22 protein-coding genes and 1 tRNA gene are annotated in these 15,810 nt (G+C 36.3%); 9 read left to right on the top strand and 14 right to left on the bottom strand.

Going from position 1 to position 15,810, the window contains the following annotated elements; genetic code table 11:
* Window positions 1–23 precede the first annotated feature (23 nt).
* From R2R35_RS19685 to R2R35_RS19665, 5 genes are all read right to left on the bottom strand, one after another.
* Window positions 24–314 carry a hypothetical protein gene (locus R2R35_RS19685; protein ID WP_317731529.1) on the bottom strand — a complete coding sequence of 97 codons (291 nt, stop codon included), beginning with the start codon at window positions 312–314 and terminating at the stop codon, window positions 24–26.
* A gap of 72 nt (window positions 315–386) precedes the next feature.
* The gene (locus R2R35_RS19680) at window positions 387–530 is read right to left on the bottom strand and encodes a hypothetical protein (RefSeq protein WP_317731528.1); all 144 of its coding nucleotides are present in this window, start codon (window positions 528–530) and stop codon (window positions 387–389) included.
* A gap of 28 nt (window positions 531–558) precedes the next feature.
* On the bottom strand, window positions 559–732 hold the full coding sequence (locus tag R2R35_RS19675; RefSeq protein WP_317731527.1) for a hypothetical protein: 174 nt from the start codon (window positions 730–732) through the stop codon (window positions 559–561).
* Window positions 733–906: 174 nt separating this feature from the next.
* A complete protein-coding gene (locus tag R2R35_RS19670) occupies window positions 907–1,056 on the bottom strand; it encodes a hypothetical protein (protein ID WP_317731526.1) in 150 nt (49 codons plus the stop codon).
* A gap of 95 nt (window positions 1,057–1,151) precedes the next feature.
* Window positions 1,152–1,469, bottom strand: coding sequence for a hypothetical protein (locus R2R35_RS19665; protein ID WP_317731525.1), 318 nt, complete (start codon window positions 1,467–1,469; stop codon window positions 1,152–1,154).
* An 80-nt stretch (window positions 1,470–1,549) separates the two neighbouring features.
* Between R2R35_RS19665 and R2R35_RS19660 the strand changes: the two genes are divergently transcribed.
* Complete coding sequence (locus tag R2R35_RS19660) at window positions 1,550–1,849, top strand: transposase (RefSeq protein WP_317731048.1); 300 nt, start codon at window positions 1,550–1,552, stop codon at window positions 1,847–1,849.
* A complete protein-coding gene (locus tag R2R35_RS19655) occupies window positions 1,846–2,751 on the top strand; it encodes an IS3 family transposase (RefSeq protein WP_317731047.1) in 906 nt (301 codons plus the stop codon). The genes R2R35_RS19660 and R2R35_RS19655 overlap by 4 nt, the downstream gene beginning before the upstream one ends.
* On the opposite strand, the gene R2R35_RS19650 is transcribed toward R2R35_RS19655, so the two are convergent.
* From R2R35_RS19650 to R2R35_RS19630, 5 genes are all read right to left on the bottom strand, one after another.
* On the bottom strand, window positions 2,748–3,344 hold the full coding sequence (locus R2R35_RS19650) for a rolling circle replication-associated protein (protein WP_317731524.1): 597 nt from the start codon (window positions 3,342–3,344) through the stop codon (window positions 2,748–2,750). The two genes, R2R35_RS19655 and R2R35_RS19650, sit on opposite strands and share 4 nt — an antisense overlap.
* A gap of 155 nt (window positions 3,345–3,499) precedes the next feature.
* The gene (locus R2R35_RS19645; RefSeq protein ID WP_317731523.1) at window positions 3,500–3,661 is read right to left on the bottom strand and encodes a hypothetical protein; all 162 of its coding nucleotides are present in this window, start codon (window positions 3,659–3,661) and stop codon (window positions 3,500–3,502) included.
* Window positions 3,662–3,850: 189 nt separating this feature from the next.
* Entirely contained in the window at window positions 3,851–4,036 is a 186-nt protein-coding gene (locus tag R2R35_RS19640) for a hypothetical protein (protein WP_317731522.1), read from the bottom strand.
* 233 nt (window positions 4,037–4,269) lie between these two features.
* The gene (locus tag R2R35_RS19635; RefSeq protein WP_317731521.1) at window positions 4,270–4,461 is read right to left on the bottom strand and encodes a hypothetical protein; all 192 of its coding nucleotides are present in this window, start codon (window positions 4,459–4,461) and stop codon (window positions 4,270–4,272) included.
* Between the two features lie 89 nt (window positions 4,462–4,550).
* On the bottom strand, window positions 4,551–4,718 hold the full coding sequence (locus R2R35_RS19630; protein WP_317731520.1) for a hypothetical protein: 168 nt from the start codon (window positions 4,716–4,718) through the stop codon (window positions 4,551–4,553).
* A 147-nt stretch (window positions 4,719–4,865) separates the two neighbouring features.
* Between R2R35_RS19630 and R2R35_RS19625 the strand changes: the two genes are divergently transcribed.
* The gene (locus tag R2R35_RS19625; RefSeq protein ID WP_317731519.1) at window positions 4,866–5,021 is read left to right on the top strand and encodes a hypothetical protein; all 156 of its coding nucleotides are present in this window, start codon (window positions 4,866–4,868) and stop codon (window positions 5,019–5,021) included.
* A 171-nt stretch (window positions 5,022–5,192) separates the two neighbouring features.
* Here the strand turns inward: R2R35_RS19625 and R2R35_RS19620 are convergent, their stop codons facing one another.
* The gene (locus tag R2R35_RS19620) at window positions 5,193–5,396 is read right to left on the bottom strand and encodes a helix-turn-helix domain-containing protein (RefSeq protein ID WP_317731518.1); all 204 of its coding nucleotides are present in this window, start codon (window positions 5,394–5,396) and stop codon (window positions 5,193–5,195) included.
* A 240-nt stretch (window positions 5,397–5,636) separates the two neighbouring features.
* Here R2R35_RS19620 and R2R35_RS19615 point away from each other — a divergent pair, with 240 nt between their 5' ends.
* From R2R35_RS19615 to R2R35_RS19600, 4 genes are all read left to right on the top strand, one after another.
* A complete protein-coding gene (locus R2R35_RS19615) occupies window positions 5,637–6,059 on the top strand; it encodes a helix-turn-helix domain-containing protein (RefSeq protein WP_317731517.1) in 423 nt (140 codons plus the stop codon).
* An 18-nt stretch (window positions 6,060–6,077) separates the two neighbouring features.
* Window positions 6,078–6,503, top strand: coding sequence for an ImmA/IrrE family metallo-endopeptidase (locus R2R35_RS19610; protein ID WP_317731516.1), 426 nt, complete (start codon window positions 6,078–6,080; stop codon window positions 6,501–6,503).
* Between the two features lie 52 nt (window positions 6,504–6,555).
* On the top strand, window positions 6,556–7,869 hold the full coding sequence (locus R2R35_RS19605) for a DUF4041 domain-containing protein (protein ID WP_317731515.1): 1,314 nt from the start codon (window positions 6,556–6,558) through the stop codon (window positions 7,867–7,869).
* A 167-nt stretch (window positions 7,870–8,036) separates the two neighbouring features.
* A complete protein-coding gene (locus tag R2R35_RS19600; protein WP_317731514.1) occupies window positions 8,037–9,257 on the top strand; it encodes a tyrosine-type recombinase/integrase in 1,221 nt (406 codons plus the stop codon).
* A gap of 33 nt (window positions 9,258–9,290) precedes the next feature.
* Here the strand turns inward: R2R35_RS19600 and R2R35_RS19595 are convergent.
* The 3 genes from R2R35_RS19595 to R2R35_RS19585 all read right to left on the bottom strand — a co-directional run bounded on the left by R2R35_RS19595 (window position 9,291) and on the right by R2R35_RS19585 (window position 11,169).
* Window positions 9,291–9,362, bottom strand: a tRNA-Gly gene (locus tag R2R35_RS19595).
* Between the two features lie 134 nt (window positions 9,363–9,496).
* Complete coding sequence (locus tag R2R35_RS19590; RefSeq protein ID WP_317731513.1) at window positions 9,497–10,261, bottom strand: nitroreductase family protein; 765 nt, start codon at window positions 10,259–10,261, stop codon at window positions 9,497–9,499.
* Window positions 10,262–10,278: 17 nt separating this feature from the next.
* Complete coding sequence (locus tag R2R35_RS19585; protein ID WP_033167907.1) at window positions 10,279–11,169, bottom strand: AraC family transcriptional regulator; 891 nt, start codon at window positions 11,167–11,169, stop codon at window positions 10,279–10,281.
* 475 nt (window positions 11,170–11,644) lie between these two features.
* Here R2R35_RS19585 and R2R35_RS19580 point away from each other — a divergent pair, with 475 nt between their 5' ends.
* Both R2R35_RS19580 and R2R35_RS19575 read left to right on the top strand, forming a co-directional pair.
* Window positions 11,645–13,402, top strand: coding sequence for an ABC transporter ATP-binding protein (locus R2R35_RS19580; protein ID WP_317731512.1), 1,758 nt, complete (start codon window positions 11,645–11,647; stop codon window positions 13,400–13,402).
* The gene (locus tag R2R35_RS19575; RefSeq protein WP_317731511.1) at window positions 13,402–15,201 is read left to right on the top strand and encodes an ABC transporter ATP-binding protein; all 1,800 of its coding nucleotides are present in this window, start codon (window positions 13,402–13,404) and stop codon (window positions 15,199–15,201) included. Before R2R35_RS19580 ends, R2R35_RS19575 begins: the two co-directional genes overlap by 1 nt.
* Window positions 15,202–15,810 lie beyond the last annotated feature (609 nt).

The raw sequence follows: 15,810 nt of genomic DNA, 5'->3' as shown, positions 1-15,810 counted from the left end.
TAAGATATTTATATGTATTATTGTTAATTATCCTTAATCAAAGTGATCTGCCCATTTTCTCTGATTATTAGTGTTCTTTGGATATCATAAAATTCATTCACAAGACCAAATTGAATGAATTTAGTTGGTGCTGTAACATCAACGTAGAAATACTCTGTAATTAAACCTTGGGTTCGTTGTATAGCCTTCTCTGTGGTGATATTCCCAGAAGAATTAATAAAACCTTTTGATTCAAGTTCTTTTAGTGCTTCTTCCACTTTATTTTTATTATTTTCAAACACTTCTATAAAAGCTGATAATTTAAATGTTTTCACCCCTTTGCCTTATTAGTTTATGCTTATGTATTTCATTGATATATTGATATACTTCCAGGCACCTTGAGATATCTATTTTTTCCCCATGTATAAATATGCTGCTAAGTTATAGAGTCTTTCTAGTTTAGATGTATCCAGATTGTCTACAATCCGTTTGATGCATACTTTGTAATTTTCCTCAGCCTGATTGCTATTAACTTTTACTGCTGTTTTCATGCTTTTATCTCCTATTCTTTGATGATTTCTAAACTAAGTGTTTTGCAGCCGTATATATGGCTCTTAAAGCTCTAATATCATTATTGGGTATTTTACTCACGATATCAGCAATCGAACCCTTATAACGCACTCCTAAAGATTCTATCTCTTGTACTTGTTGATCTATATTATCAATGCTTTGTTCTTTTAAAGCTGCTCCCATGTACTTTTCCTCCAAATTTTTGATTGTGCCCGATTCTGACACATTTAATGAGTTGCCATGTTCTGATAATGCTATTGTTCATTGATACATTTCGATAACTAAATATAAGCAGTCCAATGATAATTTATCTTATTCCTGCTGCCGATAGTAAGATAACTTGCATCGACTAAACAGTTATTTATTTTCACTCAACCACAAATACTGTGCTAACTTACTAAGTCTTTTTAATTTGGATTCATCCAGGCTATTCGCTATCATCTTGATATAATCTCTATAGACCGATTCATCCGATTGAATACTATTAATTTTTACTGCTGTTTTCATATGTTTTCCTCCAAATTTTTGATTGTGCTCCATTCTGGCACTATATAGCCCCCCATTCCCGGGGATACTCATTATTCATATTGTTAGTAAATATATCAGTCTTTTTTCCGCATTCGACAGTATAAATATGTACCTCCAGTAATATCAGAGATATAAGTCTTGCAGTCCAGGAACTTATATTTGTCACTATAGAGCTTTTCAAAGAGTTCTTTGTGGTCATTCTCATTTAAAGCTATTCTCTCAGCCTTACGCTTTGATATCTTAGTTCTTGATTTATATTCTTTGGGCTGAATAAGATTCTTAGAAGAGTACCACCGTTTACCCTTTTGAGCTACCATATATCTTGCGATTCCTTCAAGACCGTATTCGTCTGGTTGCAGCCTTTTGGCTTCTACACGTCCACGTCCCCACATGATGTTAGCATCTAATTAGTACAAAACAAAATGAGACAATCCCTTGAAATAATGTATAATAACAAGAGGAGGAACTCATTATGCCAAGAAAATCAAAACAACACACTAAGCAGTTCAAGTTGGATGCTATCAACTATCGCAAGGAACATCCTGATCTTACACAGGTTGAATGTGCCAAGAATCTCGGAATTGGTATAAGTACCTTAGCCAAATGGGAGGCTCAGTTCCGTGACCATGATGGTGACATTCCCGTTAGAGGTTCCGGTAACTACGAATCAGATGAACAAAAGGAAATCGCTCGTCTCAAACGTGAGCTCCGTGACGCTCAGGATGCACTTGATGTGTTAAAAAAAGCCATCGGCATTCTGGGGAAAGATTGACAGAAGCTATCTATACCGAAGTTTCTGCCAAGGTAGAGGCATCTAAAGTCACAAAACGCCGAGTCTCTACTTCCGGAATGCTGAAATTTTTAGGCGTGTCTCGCTCTGGATATCATGCTTTTCTGAACCGAAAAGTCTCTTCCACCAAGCAACGTAAAGAGGCTGTCAAAAAGGAAATCCAGAAGATTTATGATAGTTCAAAACAGAATTACGGCGCTCCTAAAATCACCAAGGAACTTCGCAAATCTGGGGAAACCATTGCCCAGCGCACAGTAGGTAAATACATGCGTGAAATGGGTATCAAAGCTCAGTGGATTAGACCTTGGACCACTACAACCAGAGACTCTGATTTCAGTGATGAACTTCACAACATTCTTGATGAACAGTTTAATCCAGAACGCCCTAATGCTGTCTGGTGTACCGATATCACTTACATTTGGACACAGGACGGATTTGTCTATCTCAACTGCGTTATGGACTTATTTGCGAGAAAGATTATTGCCTGGACTCTTTCTGATACTATGGAAGTGTGTTCCGTTATCGAAACAATCAATAAAGCAAAAGCTTGTCGAGACACCGATTTTCCTTTGATTATACACTCAGACCGTGGTAGCCAGTATGTTTCTAATGCCTGGCGAGAAGCCACTGTAAATATGCAACGAAGTTATTCTCATACTGGCTATCCTTACGACAATGCCTGTATTGAATCTTTCCATTCTCTCATCAAACGAGAATGGTTGAACCGGTTTAGTATTCATAACTACAACCATGCATATAAGCTTGTTTTTGAATATATTGAAGCCTTTTATAACACCGTCAGAATACACAGCTATTGTGATTATTTGTCTCCAGACGAATATGAAAAACTGTATGAGAGGGCTAAGTCTCTGCCTGCTGCTTAACATGCAGAACTTCTCATTTTAATTTGTACTAAATCTTGACATAGGACCAACAAGTCCTCTGCTGCTTCTCTATCCATTTGATTCATAATGATATGGTGATGTATTCTGACCTTTTTATTTCCATGCTGTTTCTCAGGATCTTCATACCCTATCACATATATGTATTTCAGTGTTGGTAGACCGTTCTTTCTTCTGTATGTTTTGATTCTTCTGATATAATTTGTTATATCCTTCTTGGCTTGCTTCTCTGTAGGTAGATATCTGTCCTCATAGGTAAGGGTAATCATTAAATCATCCTTAGAGAAATTGCTATTAACCAGCCTTATAAACTTTAACTTGGCATTTTTATCATTTAGCTTAACTTGGGCTTCTTTGGATATCTTATTTTTCTCTCTTCTTGGTTTATCTTTTCTCTTTTCATAAACAGGATAGATGTTACTTTCTATCATGGAACCAGATACAATAGTTTTTACCATGTATCTATAGTTCTTTCCTGATACTCTAAGCTCTTCTATTCTTTCTTCTACTGTCCTTGCCCCTAGTACTGATTCATTATATATATCTAAATAGCTGTAATCTGCATATTTACTCAATGAAACTACTCCTCCTGTCATAAAGATAATACCCATTACAAGGTAGATTAAGGGGATTGCCCCTTTTAATTTCTTTGACAAAATTCTGTAAATATGCTATACTACTTGTACGTGTTAGTTATAGTTTATTTACAGAATACCGGCTTAGTTCTCAGCTAAACCGGTATTTTTTTATTGTCTGCATGTAAGTACTCTGTTTCTGTTATGTAATCAAAAGCTTTCTTTTCTGAAGAACTAAAGCTTTCTTCTTTCATGCAATCGCATGTTTCCCCAGGATCTAAATTAGCGCCACATTTTTTACAAGGATTTCTATACATTGTTTTTTCCTCCTCTCTTGGTTCTTTTACTTATTTTTACATCATTCGTATTGTTTCTTATAAGCGTAGCGCACTTAGGGCATTCATAGCCTTTTTTTGGTACCTGCTGCTTAATGCTTATATTCCAATACTGTCCGCAGTATTTGCACCTAGATTTCATTTCTTGCCCCTTCCTGGATGTTAACAAGGTTATTCTTCGTCAATTTTTTTATATGTAAAAAGTGCCCCTGTCATATAAGTACATGCTATGATTCCCCTGAATAACGTTTGTCCCACTGTTAACTTGTCCCACTGTAATGACCCTACAATCCCCCAGATATAAAATATTCCAAAGCAAATGGATAACCCAAGGACAAATTTAATTTTTTCTTTCATTTTTTCTATGCTCTTTCTTTTAAGGTTGCTTATTTCCCCTTGTTCTTTTAAAATGTGTTTATATTTTATTTCCTATTGATACTGCCTTTTTTAAAAGAATTTTACATAATTCTTCTTCATCTGCTGCATTATAGTTCTTATAGCTCATAAGGATCTCTAGTTCCGTTCCATAACTAAGGTTTCTTCTTTAAATAACTAGTTTCTTCTTCTGCTTTCTCCTGCTGCCATGTTATTTACTCAATTGCGATTGAATTATTAAACTTTGATAGCGTTGTTTCTTCTAAGATGCTTCTTGGGATAAGTTTCTTATCCGAATAGATAAATACTGGTATTTTGCCTTGTCGGATACGGTTATAAGTCCCTGAACGGCTAAGTCCTGTAATGGAGCAATATTCTAAAACTGTCATGAATTTTCCATATCCCATATTTCCCCTTCTTTCTTTTGAATTGTCTAGTTAGATGCTCTTACATGTCGATCAGATCTTTTCTAAGAAGGCATCAAGCAATCCTGGGCTTATAATTCCCTTTTGGCATCTTGATATAGTAGATCTGTAAGTCCTGTTATAGTCTTTTTAGTTGTAGTCGGAGAAACATTTTCAAGCTTTATAGTTACTGATAAGGTCTCTCCAGATCCTTCTATAAACACTTCTCTACACACTGTCCGTATTGCTTTTTCTTTCATTTTTTTCCTGCCTTTATGATATTTTGTATTTTAAATATTATTAGTTAACAAGGTAAATACTGGTTAAAATATTGCTATTTTTCCCCTCTTTCCCTATACTTAAGTTACTGGCTGACACCGGAATGTATAGGAAAGGAAAAAATATATATGACAGTTACTGAAGCTATAGAACTTTTTCAGCATGAAATGATAAACGAGATTTACAATTCATCAGCTGATGATTTGTCAAAGGATTCCCTTGTAGAAGCAGTTAAAGAGGTTGCTGCCACTGTTATGAGTACCTACAAAGCTGAAAAAAGTTAAAACGTAAAAATTAGTTCAGAGATGGCTATGCTTATAATGGTAAGCGTAGTCATTTTCTTTGTTTTTCCTTTACAAGCTTTAGATGCCATTTTTTGATATCTATTGTCTCTTCATGTATAAACATTCGTTCGCGGACGGTTATATCTGTTTACTTTAATGAACTCTTTTTTTCTATCCTATCTCTACTTCTTCTTTTATAAGTTCCTCTAGGGGTACTCCTAGGTAATTAGCTATTTTCATGAGTTTATCAAGTTTGGGCTTACATTTGCCCAATTTCCAATCACTTAATGTTCCTTGTGAAATTCCAGTATCTTTTGCTACTTTGTAAGGTGTAATGCCTTTTTCTTTTAATAGTGTCTTAAATCTGCTATACATAGACGCTCTCCTTTCATAAAATTTTACATAAATTACTTGCATATACTTCGGTTTTCTGATATACTTTCATTGTCGTTTGAAGTAATCAAAATAAATATAGCATCCAAATTTATGAAGTATTATTTTTATTTACTGCTGTTTTATTGAGTATATCACTACTATACTACAGTTCTTTTCATTAGTCAATAAAAAATACTACATTTTATTTGAGTATTCTATTTTTTGTGAAAGGTGTACATTATGTATAGTGTTTTTGAACAGTTATTACAAAAATATGGAGTAACCGCATATAAAGTTTCAAAAGAAACTGGTATAGGTCAATCTACTCTAAGCGCATGGAAAACGGGAAAAAGCAATTTAAAGTCTGATAAATTACAAATCATTGCTGATTACTTTGGTGTATCTGTCGATTATCTAATGACAGGTAAGGAAGTTGACGAGAAAGAAGCTGCTTTAACTACTAAAGACGAAAGAGACATTGCAAAGAAATTAAATTCTACTCTTGATCAATTAGAATCAAGTGATGGATTAATGTTTGAAGGAGAAGCCTTAGACGATGAAACGAAGGAGTTATTAAAAATCAGTCTGGAGAATGCAATTAGAACAGCTAAAATAACAGCTAAAAAGAAATATACTCCTAGAAAATATAGAAAGGATAATTAAAAGGGGGAGTACGACCAGGTGAATGACATCAAAAAACTAGTTGAGGGGATAAAAAGCAAACATAAGACAGACTCTCCTTATGAATTGGCTGATTTACTAGGAATTGATATACATAGATGTGAATTAGGCCAGATTCATGGTTATTATTATAAGGCTTATAGAGTGAAGCAAATATATTTAAACTGTGATCTTTCTAGAATAGAAGAAAAATTTGTTTTATCTCATGAATTAGGACATTCTGTTTTGCATCCTAATGCTAATACACCTTTTTTAAAGGCTAATACATACTTATCAGTTGAAAAAATGGAAATTGAGGCCAATAGATTCGCTATGCATTTACTGCTTTCGGATAATGACCTTCTAGAATATCAAGAATATTCTGTAGCCCAATTATCTAAAATATTTGGTTATCACGAAAGGTTTATCCAATTAAGGCTTTGTTGATAATAATTTTCACCTGGTATTTATATTATTTTACATATGAAAGGACATGAAAATGTACAAAGAAAAATGGTATCTACAAACATGGTTTATTATTTTATTGATTGCTTTTTGGTTCCTTGTTATTCCTGCTTTAGTTGGATTAGTTTTATTAATAATGCAAAATAATGAAAACAAGAAACTTGTCCAAAAATATGGAGAAGTAGATAATCTGGATAATTCTATCAACAATAAAAATATTGAATTCCAAAAACTATCAGATTACTATACTGAGGAAAAGAAAAAGATTGAAAATACAAATTATGAATTAAAAAAAATTACTAAGAATTTAAATTCTGAGATATCTCAATTAGAAAAACAGGTATTTATTGATCACTATATGTTTTCTGACTATGATGGGTTATCTTCTGAGGAATGCAAAAATAAGCTTAGTTTAATAAAGATTCAAGCTTCAGAATTAATCAAATCTGATTCAGCAGTTAAAATAGCATATTCTTCAAATACTACTAAAAAAATTCAAAACAATAATTTGAAACAGATATTGCGGTTATTTAATAGTGAATGTGATAATATTTTACTCAATTTATCTGTTAAAAATATTGATGCTTCTAGAGGAAAGCTACAGAAATCTTATGAATCATTAAACACTATATTTTCTACAGATGGCATGTACATAAATAAAGAATTGTTGGAGTTAAAACTTGAAGAACTTAACCTCATTTATACATATGAACTGAAAAAGCAACAAGAGTTAGAACAACAAAAAGCTATAAAAGAACAAATGATTGAAGAAGAGAAAGTTCGCCGTGAAATCGAGCGTGAGAAAGCTAAATTAGAGAAGGATCAAGCTCAGTGTAGTAATGAAATTTCAAAGCTATTGCAGTACTTGCAAAAAACTGATAACGATATTGAGAAACAATTATATGTTGATAAGATAAAAGAATTAGAAGAAAGATTAAAACAGCTAGAAAATGACAAAGCTTCTGTGTTGGAGCGAGAAGCTAATGCTCGTGCCGGTTATGTGTATGTTATTTCAAACATAGGATCCTTTGGGGATGATATCTATAAAATAGGTATGACGCGTCGACTTCAACCTATGGACAGAATTAAGGAATTAAGTAGCGCATCCGTTCCATTTGAGTTCGATGTGCATGCAATGATTTTTAGTACTGATGCTCCTGCATTAGAAACATCTTTACACCAATATTTTGAAAAACAAAGCGTTAATAAGATAAATTTAAGAAAAGAATTTTTCAAGATATCCATAGACGAAATTGAATCATTCGTTAAGTCTAATTATAATAACACAGTAGAGTTTACAAAGACGGCTTTAGCAACAGAGTATAGACAGTCATTACAAATAGCCTAATACAAATAAAAACCGCCCTTATGCTGGTAACATAAGAACGGTTTATACACTATGGACTTAGTAAAAACTAGGCCGGATATAGTGCCTTAGACAAGCATATTATATCACGTGCCCTGGTTTTTATCAACTAGGGTATTTTCTTGTACCCTAAATTCGAAAGGAGATCTATGAAGGGGTACGTTACGCAAAAAAAGAGTAACAAGCTTTACTATCCTGTCATTTATCGCGGACAGGATAACATTACAAAGAAAAAGGACTATAAGTGGGGATCTGGTTACATAAAGAAAAAAGATGCAGAGACAGCACTAGCAAAAATGGTTGTCAATTACTCCGACAATGGCAAACCAGTAAGTGAGGATGAAGGTCTTAAGTACATATACGAACAATGGCTTGAGTTAGTTGTTCCTGAAATATATCATTCTTCTCAGTCTGTAGCTACTGCAAAAGGTTATGTAACTAAACATGTGCTTCCTTACTTTGAAAAAGTTTCTATTGATGAAATTGGTACCCAGGATATACAAAAGTTCTTATTCAAATTGAGGATAGATAAAACTTTCAATGAAAACGGTAAGAAGATACGTAACAAGGTTGTGCCATCTGCTGCCACAAAGCGAAAGATATTTTCAATCCTTAATAGCATTTTTTCTAGTGCTAAGACCTGGGGATATGTGCTTAAGAATCCTTGTGATGGAATTGAGTTAAAATCTCCTGACACTCCTGACATGGAAGTATGGACACCTGAGGATACTTATTATTTTCTTGGCTTAAATGAGGTTAGATATGGTATTTATTATCTTCCCTTTCTGCTTTTGGCTACAACCGGCATGAGACGTAGTGAAGTATGCGGTCTTAGATGGAATGATTATGACGGCTCTACCCTTTTCCTTCAACGCGGACTTGATACAAATTTGGCAGAAACAGACCTTAAGACAAAATCAAGTCATAGACGTATAGAGTTAATGGGAAGTGTTATTACAATCCTGGAGGAACAGAAAACCAAGCAAGCCCGAATATCTGCTACTTTAGGACTACCACCGCAGATAAACGGTTATATTATCACTGATGAAAAGAACAATGTTATCAATCCTTACACACTAACTAAAGTATTCCGTAAAATCATCAAGAATAATAATGAAAAGGGCAAGCACCTGCTGCCGGTTATCAGGCTGCATGATCTCCGTCATGGATTCGCTACTACTCTTCTTTATAATGACACAAATATAAAGGTGGTTAGTGAAATGTTGGGACACGCTAAGACTTCCACAACGCAGAATATATACCAGGCTGCTGCTACCAGAACCATGCAAAGTCAGGCCGTTGATAAGCTGGAAAATATCCTGTTCAAGAAAGGACAAGAAAAAAGACAAGAAAAAGAAGAAAGGGCTTAACCCTCCGACAGGTTAAACCCTCATATTACTGCAAGCGCGAGACGGGATTCGAACCCGCGACCCTCGCCTTGGCAAGGCGATACTCCACCACTGAGCCACTCGCGCATTTACTATTGTATGTGTGAGGTTTTTTGTTATTTATTTTACCGCCTCAGCACATACAGTAGTATACTATATAGGAAATATAATGTCAATACTAATTTGATAAATTTTTTATTTAATATATTTATTATATAAAATTAAGACATTTTAACACTAATGATGTAATCATTCTTCTTTAGATTCTGGCTGCTGATATTATTCATATATACCGGTCTGGCATCCAGCCACATCTCTTCTGCTGCTATAAGAAGATGTGAAAGACAGATTCCCATATCTATAAGTCTGGTTTCCTTCATAACATTTTTCATCAATATGTTTCTGGTAGAAAACAGATGTATACGATTATTATATACAACCATTCTCCAGGGCTGACTGTTTAACACAGAGGGTGACAATCTGGCAGCAGATATCATCGTACGGACATTCTTATCCACTTCTTCCTTAAATACGGCAATGTCCTTAATCGCTAATCTCCTGGCCTTCTCATTCTGTCTGTATACCTCATTCTCAGCCTCTCCAAAAGCAAGGGTTATGACCTGTTCATAATCCTCCGCCACCGTTTCATTTTTCAAATTCAGATTGGCGATATAACAACAGCCAAGTCCTCTTGCTGTAATATAAAGAGCGATCTGTTCCATTACATAACCGGCATTTAATTGATAATCCGATTCCCTTGTGGAATACAGCACCAGATAATGAGGAGCTTTAACGGTAAGGATCCCCGGTTGAAGGCGCTTTAGTCCAGCCAGCTCCACCATCTTATATTTTACTTTTATATCATCAGACAGCATTGGTATACTTTCTGCAAAATTAGCAATATGGTCAAGTACCTTTTGATCTATTTTATCCATACTGTATTTACGGACAGATTTCCTGGCAAAAATTGCTTCGTAAAGATTCATGGCAGACTCCTTATACCCTAATTAGGGCAGCTCATCTCCTCTGACTCGCCTCTTAATTTCTCCATGGCGTATCTTTTATAGTACAGCGGAGATATTCCATAGTATTTCTTAAACAGCTTGCTGAAATGATAAACATCCTCATATCCAACCCGGTTGGCAATACTCTTGATACTCTCCCCTTCCGAAGACAGAAGGATATCTCTTGCCTTTTCCAGCCGTATCTTAATCAAATAATTAATTGGTGATTCCCCTGTCTCTTCCTTAAATATCTTGGAGATGTATACAGGGCTTAGGTACATATTATGGGCAATCTGATCAAGGGATATTTTGGTCTCGTAATTCTCATTCAGGTAGTTAATGATCTTCTTAACTGCATAACTTTTATTGTAGGACTCAAAATTTAAGCCCTTCTGGCTGGTAGCGGCTTCTGTAATATCCCTGATTATATGAAGCATAATCTGAATCATATGCGCTTTCAGCATAAAATACTTACCCGCCTTACAGCTTTCGTTTTCAGATATCATCTCATAGCAGTGTTTTGATATATCCTGCTTCGTCTCCGATGATGTATGAAGTATATGCCCTCCGTCTTTAAATATCAGAGAATTAGGCGGCATATTCTTAAACTGAAAGCCTGTGAAACCGGCAAAGAATTCTACTGTTGGTTCCTTGGGATTTACTAAGATGTTCTGATGTTTTACTCCAGGGTTACACATAATAACGTCCCCGGCCTCTACATCATAAACTGTTCCTTCCACCAGATATTTGCCTTTTCCTGATAATATATATGTCAGTTCGGTAAAATCATGCTCATGGTAACTGCTTTCCTTAACCATCTTCTGCTTACTGACAAATAATATTGTCGGGTTTAAGTCATAGTAGGTTATATCAAACTGGTGCTGGCACATAGAATTCCTCCTTCTCTGATTTATACTCTCCCCCAGGGTGCGTCTGAAGACTTCTTGAGCCGGACTGTGCTTCCACTTTCTTCTTTTGTTAGCAATACAAAAATGCGTTGGGGGATTGCCTTTTCTATATTGCAGCAAGTCATAAATTCAAGTGAGGCACTCAGAACGGTGCAACTGGCTTCAAACACGCTCTAGCCTCTATTGTAATAAAGCTACTTAAACGTTTCGTAAATTCATTTGGTTGCATCTCTTTCATTATATCATCTTTTTTGGATTTGAAAAACCTTTTTTCATATTTTTATGGTTTTGCAATTTTTGTCGATATAATTGACCTTATATAACAATTGACATGCTTTTCATAACAAAGTACATTTTATTTTTGTGGTCTGATACTATAATAGAACAGAATCTTAAAATACAGATGCTGCGCCATATCATAAAATACAGGCCGGCATAAGAGTGGAGGCTAAATATTATGACAGCAATGCAATGGGTTTTTTCATTTTTGAAAAAACACCGCTTTCGACTGATGACAGCATTGTTATTAGTTACCGTATCCTGTCTTTTGACCATCGTCAATCCTTACATATCCGGTATTATCGTGGACGATGTTATCAAAGGCGGGAACACAGGAATACTTCCTGAACTGGTACTGCTTCTCATCGGTACTACTGTAGTAAGATCTCTTGTAAAATATCGATTTCTTGTGATATTTGAGACTACTTCGCAGAACATGCTTTACAACATGCGTGATTATGTATACCGCAGATTCCTGGAAGAAGACTTTACTTTTTATAATAAGAACAGGACCGGTGATTTGATGTCAAGACAGACCGGTGATATGGATGCTATCAGGCACTTCGTTGCCTATGTAATTTATTCTGTTTATGAGAACTCACTGCTGTTTATCATAGCTCTGGTTATGATTTTTACAGTTGATTACAGGCTTGCCCTTTGTATGATTGCTGTTGTTCCAATCACAGTATTATTAACCCGCAAACAGCTGACTTCTGTTAAGGCTGCCTTTCATAATATCAGACAGCGCTTTTCAAGCCTTAACACCTTTGTGCAGGAAAATGTCAGCGGTAACCGTGTAGTTAAGGCCTTTGCCAAAGAAGATTATGAAATCCAGAAATTCAACAAGGAGAATGATGGCTACCGAGATGCAGAGCTTGCTGCTGCTGGTATCTGGAAAAAATATGTGCCTATTTTCGAATTCCTTGCCAACTTCCTGACAGTAATCCTTTACCTGGTGGGTGGTATCATGGTGATCAAAGGTTATATTACCATAGGAAAGATGGTAACTGTCAGCGGATACCTCTGGATGCTTAATAACCCTCTGAGAATGGCAGGCTGGCTGGCTAACGATTACCAGCGTTTTGTTACTTCTGCCGAGAAGATCTACTCCACGATCAAAGAGGAACCAGGCATTAAGACTCCTTACAAAGGGCAGAAATCCAAACGCTTTGAAGGTATTCTGGAATTTAAAAATGTCCATTACAAAGCAGAAGATGATGTTATCTTAACGGATATTAATTTTAAAGTAAAACCCGGTCAGACCGTAGGTATTATCGGTGCCACCGGGGCTGGTAAATCCACCCTTATGAACCTGTTATGCCGTTTCTATGATGTTACTGATGGAGAAATTACTGTTGACGGTATTAATCTCAAGGACATGGACTTATACCAGCTTCGCAGTAATATCGGTATGGCAATGCAGGATGTATTCCTGTTTTCTGATACCATTGAAGGTAATATTGCCTACGGCAATCCCAACTGCACCCTGGAGGAAGTGAAAGAAGCTGCCAAGGTTGCCAATGCTCATGACTTTATCATGAATATGCCTGACGGCTACGATACCATTGTCGGTGAAAGAGGTATGGGTCTCTCCGGCGGACAGAAACAGCGTATTTCCTTAGCCAGAGCCCTGCTTAAGAATCCTTCCATCGTTATTCTTGATGATACTACCTCAGCCGTGGATATGGAAACTGAAACACAGATTCAGCAGCAGTTAGGTTCCCTGTCCGATAAGACAGTATTTATCATTGCCCACCGTATTTCCTCCATTAAAGATGCCGACCTCATTCTGGTATTGGATAACGGTAAGATAATAGAATCCGGCAATCATGATTCTCTCATCAATAAGAAGGGCTATTATTATACAGTATTTAACCACCAATACGGTGAGTTCGACCAGTTTGCAGGCGGAAATTATAAGGAGGTGTACAATTAATGGCCCGTAATAAATACGATATTGACGAAACCCTCCAGAGCGAATTCAGCTTTGAACAATTGAAACGACTTTATTCCTATATTAAGCCCCATCGCAAGGAAATGTATTTTACAATCCTTTTAATGGTTATCTCCAGTGCCCTTGGTATGTTCACACCAAGAATCCTGATGATGATCATGGATGATTATATCCCCAATCAAAATATCAGGGGAGTTATCATGATCAGTATTGTCTTGATGCTGTTAAACCTTATAGTGGTAGTAATTCTCCGCTTAAAGATTCAGATTACTACAAAACTTGGCCAGAACATCATCCATAAAATCAGAAGTGATATTTTTAACCATCTGCAGGAACTGCCCTTCTCCTATTATGATGACCGTCCCCACGGCAAGATTCAGGTAAGGGTCGTAAATTATGTTAACAGCTTAAGTGACCTTCTATCAAACGGTATTATCAATACTATTACCGATTTGTTCAGTTTGGTCTTCATCGTAATATTTATGCTGTCCATAAATATCAGGCTGACAATTGTATGTTTACTGGGTCTTCCCATACTAATGGCAGTAATCTTCTTTATAAAGAAGAAACAGCGTATTGCCTGGCAGATTTCCAGCAACAAGTCCTCTAACTTAAATGCTTATATTGCAGAGAGTATCAACGGTATCCGTGTTACGCAGAGCTTTGTCAGAGAGGAGGAAAACATTAAGATTTTCAACAGCTTAAGCGGTAAATACAGTGATGCCTGGATGAAAGCAGTTAAATACAACTTCCTCTTATGGCCCGCCATTGATAATATCTCAACCCTTACCATGGCTGCTGTTTATATCCTTGGTGTAAGCTGGATTACAGGAGATGTAAGCGGTGTTACCGTCGGTGTTCTGATTGCCTTTACCGGATATATCGGCCGTTTCTGGGCACCTGTCAACACACTGGCAAGCTTTTATAATTCTCTCCTTACTGCTATCTCTTATCTTGAGAGAATTTTTGAAACCATTGATGAGCCGGTACTGGTAAAGGACAAGGAAGGTGCCGTGGAAATGCCTTCTATCAAAGGAACTGTAGATTTTAAGGATGTAGTCTTCAGCTACGAAGAAGGCCTTCCGATTTTAAACGGAATCAACTTTACTGCCAAACAGGGTGAATCCTTTGCCATTGTAGGTCCTACCGGTGCAGGCAAGACTACCATCATTAACCTAATCAGCCGATTCTATAACCTGGATTCCGGAAGTATTCTGATAGATGGTGTGGATATTAATGATGTTACCATTAAATCCTTAAGAAAACAGATGGGTGTCATGCTTCAGGACAGCTTCATTTTCTCAGGAACCATTATGGATAATATCCGTTACGGTAATATGGACGCTACCAATGAACAGGTTATGGAGGCAGCTAAGACAGTATGTGCCCACGACTTTATCATGGGTCTGGAGAAAGGTTATGAAACGGAAGTAAATGAACGCGGCAGCCGCCTTTCTGCCGGTCAGCGTCAGCTTATATCCTTTGCAAGAGCACTTTTGGCAGATCCTAAGATTCTGATTCTGGATGAAGCTACTTCAAGTATTGACACAGAGACGGAGATTCTTTTACAGGAAGGCCTTGCAAAACTCTTAAAGGGTCGTACCTCCTTTATCATCGCACACCGCCTTTCCACCATAAAGAATTCCGACTGTATTCTCTATGTGGATAAAGGTAAGATCCTTGAAATGGGAAATCATGATAAACTGATGGAAAATGACGGCTACTACCATAAGCTTTTCGTTTCTCAGTATGATTTCCTGAATAAAGCTGCGGATATATAAAGGAACAAGATTGATTAACCAGGGTGTGTCTGAAAGCTGCATATGCAGGTCTGGAGCTTCAACTTTACGAATATTAAGCTGCAGCAAGGTAAGTTTTTGGGGATGTAAGGAATTACATTCCCAAAGCTGCAATCCGGTCCAAAACGGTGTTTCAGAATGTTTCAATGGGCTTTAAGACATACCTTAATTTGTATGAATAAAAAATCAGCCTGCCTTGCTTGGTAAATTATACCTACTTCTTTACTCCAGGCAAAAACAGATTTATTTATTTTCACCCTGGTAATATTATTTTTACTATAGTAAAATGAGTTGGTAAAATTAAATCGGTAATCAACTTATACTATTACATCACAATTAGTTTCACTAAGAAAGGAGACGTTCTATCATGAATCTGACTTATATGGTGCTTCGAAACAGAACTGAATATGGGCAGAGAAATGAAATAAAAGAACCGCTCTGCATTTCTACCCTTTTGTGAAATGTTCGAATAAAATCCTGCACGCAAACGGCGTGCTTTTTTTATGCCTAAAATTATCTAATGCTGTCTTACACCATCTAAGTTTGGTTTTAATCCATTTATAACCGCTTTCATGAATATCGATTTTCAAT

Source organism: Anaerocolumna sp. AGMB13020 (assembly GCF_033100115.1).
Lineage (GTDB): Bacteria > Bacillota > Clostridia > Lachnospirales > Lachnospiraceae > Anaerocolumna.
Note: the sequence above shows the minus strand (reverse complement) of the source record. Positions and strands in the feature narration are given on the sequence as shown.

What these genes read in the sequence shown, in the direction of transcription:
- R2R35_RS19620 (WP_317731518.1), bottom strand. Translation starts at nt 5,396, where the DNA reads ATGTATAGCAGATTTAAGACACTATTAAAAGAAAAAGGCATTACACCT.
- R2R35_RS19670 (WP_317731526.1), bottom strand. Translation starts at nt 1,056, where the DNA reads ATGAAAACAGCAGTAAAAATTAATAGTATTCAATCGGATGAATCGGTC.
- R2R35_RS19585 (WP_033167907.1), bottom strand. Translation starts at nt 11,169, where the DNA reads ATGTGCCAGCACCAGTTTGATATAACCTACTATGACTTAAACCCGACA.
- R2R35_RS19590 (WP_317731513.1), bottom strand. Translation starts at nt 10,261, where the DNA reads ATGAATCTTTACGAAGCAATTTTTGCCAGGAAATCTGTCCGTAAATAC.
- R2R35_RS19630 (WP_317731520.1), bottom strand. Translation starts at nt 4,718, where the DNA reads ATGAAAGAAAAAGCAATACGGACAGTGTGTAGAGAAGTGTTTATAGAA.
- R2R35_RS19645 (WP_317731523.1), bottom strand. Translation starts at nt 3,661, where the DNA reads ATGTATAGAAATCCTTGTAAAAAATGTGGCGCTAATTTAGATCCTGGG.
- R2R35_RS19625 (WP_317731519.1), top strand. Translation starts at nt 4,866, where the DNA reads ATGACAGTTACTGAAGCTATAGAACTTTTTCAGCATGAAATGATAAAC.
- R2R35_RS19615 (WP_317731517.1), top strand. Translation starts at nt 5,637, where the DNA reads ATGTATAGTGTTTTTGAACAGTTATTACAAAAATATGGAGTAACCGCA.
- R2R35_RS19580 (WP_317731512.1), top strand. Translation starts at nt 11,645, where the DNA reads ATGACAGCAATGCAATGGGTTTTTTCATTTTTGAAAAAACACCGCTTT.
- R2R35_RS19600 (WP_317731514.1), top strand. Translation starts at nt 8,037, where the DNA reads ATGAAGGGGTACGTTACGCAAAAAAAGAGTAACAAGCTTTACTATCCT.
- R2R35_RS19605 (WP_317731515.1), top strand. Translation starts at nt 6,556, where the DNA reads ATGTACAAAGAAAAATGGTATCTACAAACATGGTTTATTATTTTATTG.
- R2R35_RS19640 (WP_317731522.1), bottom strand. Translation starts at nt 4,036, where the DNA reads ATGAAAGAAAAAATTAAATTTGTCCTTGGGTTATCCATTTGCTTTGGA.
- R2R35_RS19575 (WP_317731511.1), top strand. Translation starts at nt 13,402, where the DNA reads ATGGCCCGTAATAAATACGATATTGACGAAACCCTCCAGAGCGAATTC.
- R2R35_RS19675 (WP_317731527.1), bottom strand. Translation starts at nt 732, where the DNA reads ATGGGAGCAGCTTTAAAAGAACAAAGCATTGATAATATAGATCAACAA.
- R2R35_RS19635 (WP_317731521.1), bottom strand. Translation starts at nt 4,461, where the DNA reads ATGGGATATGGAAAATTCATGACAGTTTTAGAATATTGCTCCATTACA.
- R2R35_RS19680 (WP_317731528.1), bottom strand. Translation starts at nt 530, where the DNA reads ATGAAAACAGCAGTAAAAGTTAATAGCAATCAGGCTGAGGAAAATTAC.
- R2R35_RS19660 (WP_317731048.1), top strand. Translation starts at nt 1,550, where the DNA reads ATGCCAAGAAAATCAAAACAACACACTAAGCAGTTCAAGTTGGATGCT.
- R2R35_RS19665 (WP_317731525.1), bottom strand. Translation starts at nt 1,469, where the DNA reads ATGTGGGGACGTGGACGTGTAGAAGCCAAAAGGCTGCAACCAGACGAA.